The organism is Mesorhizobium sp. ORS 3428 (assembly GCF_001854785.1).
Taxonomy (GTDB): Bacteria; Pseudomonadota; Alphaproteobacteria; order Rhizobiales; family Rhizobiaceae; genus Mesorhizobium.
In genome coordinates this window covers 1-2854 of the sequence record NZ_MDFL01000064.1, presented here as the reverse complement: position 1 = coordinate 2854, position 2854 = coordinate 1, and the positions used below count along the sequence as shown (strand labels likewise).

Below are 2854 nucleotides of genomic sequence, written 5' to 3'. Positions count from 1 at the left end.
AATATATATCAAGGGCCGGTCGGTGCATGGCCCGCAGCACCTCGTCGGGTATTGTTGTAGGCCCCGGGATAGCCAGAAATTCCCGGCCGGCGCGAACGGTCATGGATTGCGAACTCCTCGATAGCTAGACATGCTTTTGTAGCTGGATATGGGTTCGGAATTCCGCGAACCGAGGGCTAGATCTGCAGAAAGTCAGCATTTGTACAGCGTCCACGCAAGATTCGTAAAATGGCTAGCCAAGGAGACGCCACCCGCAGTGGGCGACGGCCTTACAGCTAATGCTTCAATTTCGTTAGCCAGAGATGACCTTTAAGGCCGACAACCGAGTGAGAGCTCTACGCCAAGGACCTGCGATCGATCGGCCCGAAGTCGCGAATTCGACACTTCGCACCAGATAGCGAGCCCAGGGGCGTGTAGGCTACTACCACCGACAGATCGATCCGACTGCTCCGCCACTCCCCAAACACTCCACGCTGAGCGCAGGCCGATATCGTCCGCCCAAACTCGAATGTTGCAGGTCGACGAACGCCTTGCCTGAGGTCTTGTGTTTCCAAAGTGGCCCGGTCCACGCGCCGGGCCCATATAGCGCAAAGCAAAAATCTGTGGAGCGGCCAGGGAAACCCGAGGCGTTGCCCACTACCCGCCTGCGGCACCGATTGTTGAATCCACCCGCGAACGTGATGCAATCGCCGGTACCTCTTCGACTCCCGGGGCCTCGGCGGCAGAAAACGTTCGTTTGACCGCCGACCAGTGCAGATTTTAGGCGCTTGTCGCTGCGGGATTGGTGAGCGCCAGTGTGCAACCAGTGGCTATACTTATGGACGAACGTTTTTGGCGCTTTCCCGCGTATTTCGCGAACACTAGATATAGGTGTGCCTATGCTGTCCTTTCGTCGCCCAGAAGAAGGGTACGTCGACGCGTCAGGCTCGGAGCCCGGATGTCGCACATTTTGCTTTTACCTCCTACCCGCCTTTTCACTTCAAGCTCTCTCGTCAGCGATAGAGGCTCTTAGGATGGCGAACGAGGTGATCGGACGGGACGTTTATGCTTGGCAACTTGTAACGAATGACGGACAATCTGTCGCTTCGAGTTGCGGTCTAGTGATCGGCGTCGATGCTTCGCTCACGTGTCAACGCGACAGAGGTTGGCATTCGCGCTTGGATTCCGTTGTCGTGGTCGTCGGCAGCGGTAGTTTTCCTGGTCCGAACAAACAACTCGATGCATGGCTAAGGGAGTGCCGCAACCGCCGCACCTGCTTGGTAGGCATCAGCAGTGGCACCATCGTGCTCGCCCGCGCTGGACTTGCAGACGGCCGGCGTTGCTCGGTGCACTGGGAGCAATTCCCCATGTTTGTCGAACGCTTCCCTGATGTGTTGGCTGCTCAAACCAGTTTCGAAAACGACGGGGACTTTCACACCTGCCCCGGTGGCGATGCCCCATTTGACATGTTCTTGGGCTTCGTTGGGCGGGATCACGGCCTGAATGTTGTCAATCGGATCTGCGAGAAAGCGATCGCATGCAGAATGCGTTCAGCCGGTGATCGTCAACGGTTACCTCTTCATTCTCGAGTCCAGCTGCATCATGCGCGGGTGATCAAGGTAATCGATCATATGGAGAAAAACATCAATGATCCAATTCCTGTTGATGCGCTTGCGTCATCAGCAGGTCTTTCTCGCCGGCAAATTGAGCGCCTTTTTAAGAGAGAACTTGGATGTTCTCCTGGCCGCTACTATTTGGATCTTCGTCTGGAGAAGGCACACTTGCTGCTAATCACTTCTCCTCTGCCGGTTGTGTACATTGCGATGGCTTGTGGGTTTCTTTCTGCATCGCACTTCTCCAAAGCCTATCGCCAAGTCCACGGATGCGCACCACATCAAGCGCGGCTGCAAGCCCATGGAGGTAAGCAAATCCGCCCGCCCGGCATAGGCGCCAAAAGGCGCGAAGAGTTCACAGAAGGCCGGCCAAGAAGGAACGTCAAAACAGGTGCGTCTTAGTCGTCAACGGCCGAATGCTAGCGAGGAGGTTCCCGCCACGATTAATAAGGAACGCTTGCAGGCTGCCGGTGATGCGGTGTCTCTAGTGCCGATCCAACCGTGCTTCCTCATGTCGAGATGGAGAGTTCACCGGGATGCTACCACTCATAGCGGTGCGCCGGCTCGACTGGCTCCAGGTTTTTCAGCCGCGACGGGCCGGCGCGTGCCGCCGGCTAACCGTCGCCTGCGACACGCTGCTTCGCACGGCGATGTGTTTGCCGGTCAGGCGCTGTCGGCGCAGCGCAACGATTGCGTCCACACCGCGTTCCAGAAGACGACGTCCCAGGCCGTGAGGCGTCAAGTATCTCAAGAACCTAAGAAATTAACAGAAGATATCTGATGATTTCCGGTTAGCAGGAGCCGGAACTGGCCGCATGGGAACGCGGCCCGAAGACAGGAGATCCTTCCTGGAGTTCGTCAAACAGCCACCTCGCGAGACTGGAAGCGACCATGAGGTCGAAGCACGGTGTTTCGTCGATCTGCCGCAGGACACATGGCAGATGGGCCACTAGTGTCACCGCGCAACGTCCCGGGCCAAAAACCCGCGGGTGCAGGTCGAGCCGGCAGCAGCGGGCGAGAACCTCGCGCGACTTGGGTCCCAATAACCGCAGGACACATTTGCCGTGGGTTTGGTCCACAACAGCAGCGATGCCAGCCAGCAACGACGCTAATTCCATGAAGAGTGTCTCACTGACTTCCGTAGGCCCATGGAGTAGCCAACTCCCGGGCTGGACCCAGAGCAGTGTGTAGATGCCATTGCTGTAGGAATTCCCCGGTTGTGGAAGGTTCAGTCCGAAGCGCCGCCCTAATATTTCAGCAAG

At 57.3% G+C, this 2854-nt stretch carries 2 protein-coding genes and 1 pseudogene; 1 reads left to right on the top strand and 2 read right to left on the bottom strand.

What is annotated here, in order from left to right:
• Positions 1 to 1013 precede the first annotated feature (1013 nt).
• Entirely contained in the window at positions 1014 to 1994 is a 981-nt protein-coding gene (locus ORS3428_RS31285) for a GlxA family transcriptional regulator (RefSeq protein WP_244507886.1), read from the top strand.
• A gap of 140 nt (positions 1995 to 2134) precedes the next feature.
• On the opposite strand, the pseudogene ORS3428_RS33880 reads toward ORS3428_RS31285, so the two are convergent.
• Positions 2135 to 2289, bottom strand: a pseudogene (locus tag ORS3428_RS33880) (IS481 family transposase); the annotation flags it as partial.
• Between the two features lie 94 nt (positions 2290 to 2383).
• Positions 2384 to 2854 (bottom strand): sarcosine oxidase subunit gamma (locus ORS3428_RS07710; protein ID WP_274534790.1); only part of this gene is annotated, 471 nt, incomplete at its 5' end.

Coding starts and splice junctions, on each gene's coding strand:
- ORS3428_RS31285 (WP_244507886.1), top strand. CDS start 1,014: ATGGCGAACGAGGTGATCGGACGGGACGTTTATGCTTGGCAACTTGTA.